This window comes from Aminobacter sp. P4_H6_2 (assembly GCF_056400805.1).
On record NZ_JBFUKO010000471.1, the window covers coordinates 1 to 4,342 of the forward strand.

Sequence of the window (4,342 nt, forward strand, 5' to 3'; positions counted from 1 at the left end):
AAGCGCCACCGTTTCCCACCGCAAATCATCGCTCATGCCGTGTGGCTGTACTATCGGTTCCCGCTGAGCCTGCGCCTGGTCGAGGAAATGCTGCTTGAGCGCGGGATTGTGGTGTCTTACGAAACCATCCGCCGCTGGGGGATCAAGTTCGGGCCGGACTACTCGCCGGCTGCCGCGCAAGCGACCTTCGCGGCAAGATATTTGGCATATGGATGAGGTCGTGATCTCCATCGCGGGCAAGACGCACTATCTGTGGCGCGGGAGTTGTCAACTTAACGAGAATTACTGCCGTCTACTCGTCAAGCGAAAAATCGTGCCGTAAGCAAATCAAAGGCTTATGACGACTAAAATCGGGCTGGAGTCTCTCCAGACGCGCTATACTGCGTTAAGTTGACAACTCCCTCCAATTTGCTCGGCAATATAGTTGAGCATCGCCTTGGGCGGCATCTCGTTGGCCATCAGCGCGCGGCCCAATAACGCATCAGGCAGAGCTGCACCGCAAAGCCGAGCCGACTATGCTCCCGTCTGCGGACCTCGATTTTGAGCCGGCCGGTGACTGGGAATAGTGGCGGATCAAGCTATCCTCGTCGGTGGGAATATCGAAAAGCGCCTGCCGGTCCTGAACTTTGAGAAGTTTCCGCTTGGCCATTTGCTACTCCCTACATTTGCGCACCAATGACCGTGCCCTGTACGTTAAGGTTCGATTCCGTACAGGGGCAAAACCGCCTGTCCACAAATTATATTGACACACTAATGAACAGGAGAGATGTTCCGGACAGCCTATTCGGACGAAATTGAACCTATGCCACGCACCTTCGCCTATGCCCGCGTCTCGACGACGGGCCAGACCACTGAGGACCAGATCCAGGAAATCCAGGCCGCAGGCTTTCTGGTCGAACCTCGCCGGATCATCACCGAGACGGTTTCCGGCAGCACCGCCATCGCTCAAAGGCGGGGGTTCACCCGGCTTATGGACAGGCTGGAATCCGGCGATGTTCTGATCGTGACCAAGCTTGACCGTCTCGGCCGCGATGCTATCGACGTCAGCTCAACGGTTAAGGCACTGGCTGAAATCGGCGTGCGGGTTCACTGCCTTGCGCTTGGTGGCGTTGATCTCGCCAGCTCGGCCGGCACGATGACCATGAACGTCCTCAATGCCGTCGCACAGTTTGAACGCGATCTGTTGATCGAGCGGACGCAATCCGGCCTTAAGCGTGCCAAGGCAGAGGGGAAAATTCTCGGCCGCCCATCAACCCTGAGCGAAAAGCAGAAACAAGATGCGCGTGTCGAGCTGACGGCCGGACTGAGCGTTTCGGCCGTCGCCAGGAAGTTCGCAACAAGCCGCCAGACTATCATGCGGATACGCGACGAGGGTTCACGCTCCGTTCGGTCTTAGCGCAGGATTTTGAACTGCTCTTGTCCTGACCCCCAGTTCGGCCGCAGCTCCGAAAAGCTCGACGTCGATCAGCAGGCCTTTGCCTTCGACGAGGTCCAGACCGGGCTCGGCGCRATCGAGGCCGAGCTTGAAGCGGCAAAGCCGGCAAGCGAGCGCCGTGCTGCGCGGCCGCGCAAGGCGTTCCCGAAGCATCTGGAGCGCGTCGAGATCATCATCGAGCCGGAGACCGTCGCCGCGCTTTGCCCCTGCGGCAACTGTATGCCAGTGCGGATCGGCGAAGACGTCTCCGAGCGGCTCGACGGGACGCCGGCGAAGTTCCGCGTGTTTTGGAACCCGATGGCGGCGAGGTTCGTGGAACTTGAATGGCATCAGCTGACCCGGCTACGTTGAACCCTGCGTGCCGATACCATTCAAACGGCATCAACGCACCAAGGCCACAGGAGGGCGGCGGCAGCCATGAACATGGACAATCCGAGCATCCGTCAGATTCTGATGATCAAATCACTCGCGGGTCTTGCGCTGCAAAGGATGACAGTCGCCGCCTCATCGGGAGGGCTGATTCCTTCTGGATAGACAACAGTGCCCGAAACCAGTTCGGCGGCGCATGTGAGACATATGCCTGATCTGCAGGAGGCTTCCTTTGTCAAACTCAACCGCTCCAGGAAATCGAGGAGTGGCCCGTCGGACGGAGTCCACTCCGCCTCCACCCCGGACGGCTCGAATCGTATCCATGCCTTTACTCGCAGGCAGAATATTCTCTTCATCCCGCTTTTTCAGCATCAGTGAGCCTGGGTTTTTCGGAGCCTACATTCGGTCAGGGCGCTGCCTATGTCGTCAAAACCGGCAATCCCAAGGGACTGAAAACGTTCAAGGATATCACGACGACCGAAGGGGCGGTCCTGGCGGGAGGCACGGAAGAAACACTGGCGCTGAAGGATGGAGTTCCAGACGAAAAGCTTTTGCGGGTCGGGGACAAGTCGGCGGGGTTGGGTGCGGTAATGTCCGGTCGCGCCGACGGATTTGCGCTGTCGGCATTCGCCATTGCCGACATCGTGTTAAGCGCTGGAGAACTCCTGGGCGTGGAGAGTTCCGGTTCGATCACCGAAATCGCCGGCGAAACTTACAAAGGCCACGGCGCGATAGCGTTCCGCAAAGGCGAGGCTGCAGAACAAGCGCAGAACCAGGAGTTCGTCCAAGCCTTCAATGCGATCCAGACCAGCTATCTGCAAGACGGCGAGGGCTACGCGAAGATGGCGGCCCGCTGGGGCTTTACGCCGAATGACCGTCCGGACAAGACGACAGCAGAACTCTGCTCGAAAGGTCTGTAGCTCATACCGGACAAGGCGGGCTTCGGCCCGTCTTCACGCCTTGGAGGCCCCTTGCTTTGTCGATCCGCGCACTCTTCATCCTGTTTCTCGCGACACTTATTCTGGGTGGCGTCTATTTTGCGAACTCGCCATTCTCCGACAGCCTGTTGGTCTTCGCGGACGCGGCGCTGACAACTGTCAAGATCACGATCTGCGCAGCCATCCTATCGGTTATCTTCGCCTTTGCGGGTGGGCTCGGAAGAATGGCGCCCTTTGCCCCTGTGCGCTGGACGGCCGCTGCCTATGTCGAGATCTTTCGCGGCACCTCGGCGCTCGTTCAGCTCTTCTGGCTGTTCTACGTGCTTCCGCTGTTCGGTCCGCGCATAGATCCGTTCAGCGCCGGCGTTCTCGGCGTCGCCCTGAATGTCGGCGCCTATGGCGGCGTGGTGGTAGAGGCCGCCGTCCGCGCTGTGCCGAAGGGGCAGTATGAGGCGGCGATCGCACTTAACATGTCGCCCTGGACGCGAATGCGACGCATTATCCTGCCGCAAGCGTTCGTGCTGATGATCCCGCCATGGGGAAACCTGTTCRTCCAGTTGTTCAAGCTAACCGCCCTGGTTTCGTTCATCGGTATTTCCGACCTCACCTATACGGCATACCAGCTCAACCAGACCACCTATCGGACGGTTGAAGTGTTCACCATCATCTTGTTCTTCTATTTCGCGATAGGGCTGCTCATTACGATCGGAATGAGGCTTCTGGCCCGGCTGGCCGGCCAGGGTCTTTTGGTGGGACGTTCGGCATGATCTGGGATTGGGATTATGCGATCGGCATCGTTCCCGATCTCGCCATGGCCTCGACTGTCACGCTTGCCGCGACATTTGGCGGTTTTGCCCTGGCGCTTGTTCTCGGGCTGGTGCTGGCGGTTCTAGGCTCGCTACGCACGGCGCTCGTAACCGTGCCGGTCATGGTGTTCATCGAGTTCATCCGCTCGACCCCGTTGCTGATACAGCTCTTCGCGCTCTATTATTTCCTGCCGTTATGGGGGGTGACGTTGCCATCCTTTGCCTGTGGGATTGTCGCGCTGGGAGTCCACTACTCAGCCTATTGCGCAGAAGTATACCGGTCCGGGATCGACAACGTGCCACGCGGCCAGTGGGAGGCGGCAACCGCCCTGAACATGCCGCTTRCGACGACTTACTGGCGGATCATCCTGCCTCAAGCTATTCCACCGGTGATCTTGCCACTCGGAAATTATTTCGTGGCGATGTTCAAGGAGACGCCCGTGCTGCTCGCCATAGCGGTTATCGAACTTGTCGCAACCGCGCGCATCATCGGTAATGACACGTTCCGCTACACCGAGCCGATCACGCTAGCGGGGCTATTTTTCCTCGTCTTCAGCATGGTTGCCGGCGGCGCCGTGCGGCTGCTTGATCAGCGCGTCAAATTGAAGGGTGCATAACATGGAACCAATTGTTCGATTTGAAGCCGTTTCAAAGCGCTACGGGTCGTTGGCAGTCCTGGACAATCTGTGTCTAGAGGTCATGCCGGGCGAGCGAGTGACGATCATAGGTCCGTCCGGATCGGGAAAGACAACGGTGCTGCGCGCCCTGATGACGCTCGATAAAATCAGCGAGGG

7 protein-coding genes and 2 pseudogenes are annotated in these 4,342 nt (G+C 58.8%); 7 read left to right on the forward strand and 2 right to left on the reverse strand.

What is annotated here, in order from left to right:
• Window positions 1–259, forward strand: a pseudogene (locus tag AC1DUU_RS24520) (IS6 family transposase); the annotation flags it as partial.
• A gap of 137 nt (window positions 260–396) precedes the next feature.
• On the opposite strand, the pseudogene AC1DUU_RS24525 reads toward AC1DUU_RS24520, so the two are convergent.
• Window positions 397–649: pseudogene (locus AC1DUU_RS24525) on the reverse strand (DUF4158 domain-containing protein); the annotation flags it as partial.
• 153 nt (window positions 650–802) lie between these two features.
• Between AC1DUU_RS24525 and AC1DUU_RS24530 the strand changes: the two are divergent.
• Both AC1DUU_RS24530 and AC1DUU_RS24535 read left to right on the forward strand, forming a co-directional pair.
• Entirely contained in the window at window positions 803–1,396 is a 594-nt protein-coding gene (locus tag AC1DUU_RS24530) for a recombinase family protein (RefSeq protein ID WP_476785984.1), read from the forward strand.
• A gap of 9 nt (window positions 1,397–1,405) precedes the next feature.
• The gene (locus AC1DUU_RS24535) at window positions 1,406–1,786 is read left to right on the forward strand and encodes a transposase domain-containing protein (RefSeq protein WP_476785985.1); all 381 of its coding nucleotides are present in this window, start codon (window positions 1,406–1,408) and stop codon (window positions 1,784–1,786) included.
• 92 nt (window positions 1,787–1,878) lie between these two features.
• Here AC1DUU_RS24535 and AC1DUU_RS24540 read toward each other — a convergent pair whose 3' ends face one another.
• On the reverse strand, window positions 1,879–2,160 hold the full coding sequence (locus AC1DUU_RS24540; RefSeq protein WP_476785986.1) for a 2Fe-2S iron-sulfur cluster-binding protein: 282 nt from the start codon (window positions 2,158–2,160) through the stop codon (window positions 1,879–1,881).
• 18 nt (window positions 2,161–2,178) lie between these two features.
• On the opposite strand from AC1DUU_RS24540, the gene AC1DUU_RS24545 reads away from it, so the two are divergent.
• The 4 genes from AC1DUU_RS24545 to AC1DUU_RS24560 form a co-directional block, all read left to right on the forward strand.
• Window positions 2,179–2,724 carry a type 2 periplasmic-binding domain-containing protein gene (locus AC1DUU_RS24545; RefSeq protein ID WP_476785987.1) on the forward strand — a complete coding sequence of 182 codons (546 nt, stop codon included), beginning with the start codon at window positions 2,179–2,181 and terminating at the stop codon, window positions 2,722–2,724.
• 56 nt (window positions 2,725–2,780) lie between these two features.
• Complete coding sequence (ehuC, locus tag AC1DUU_RS24550; RefSeq protein WP_476785988.1) at window positions 2,781–3,509, forward strand: ectoine/hydroxyectoine ABC transporter permease subunit EhuC; 729 nt, start codon at window positions 2,781–2,783, stop codon at window positions 3,507–3,509.
• A complete protein-coding gene (gene ehuD, locus AC1DUU_RS24555; protein ID WP_476785989.1) occupies window positions 3,506–4,165 on the forward strand; it encodes an ectoine/hydroxyectoine ABC transporter permease subunit EhuD in 660 nt (219 codons plus the stop codon). The genes ehuC and ehuD overlap by 4 nt, the downstream gene beginning before the upstream one ends.
• Before the next feature lies 1 nt (window position 4,166).
• Window positions 4,167–4,342, forward strand: a 176-nt coding sequence (locus tag AC1DUU_RS24560) for an ATP-binding cassette domain-containing protein (RefSeq protein WP_476785990.1), incomplete at its 3' end; no start/stop codon positions are given.

Excerpts from the sequence above, each read along its gene's own strand:
- AC1DUU_RS24530 (WP_476785984.1), top strand. The coding sequence starts at position 803 with ATGCCACGCACCTTCGCCTATGCCCGCGTCTCGACGACGGGCCAGACC.
- AC1DUU_RS24540 (WP_476785986.1), bottom strand. The coding sequence starts at position 2,160 with ATGAAGAGAATATTCTGCCTGCGAGTAAAGGCATGGATACGATTCGAG.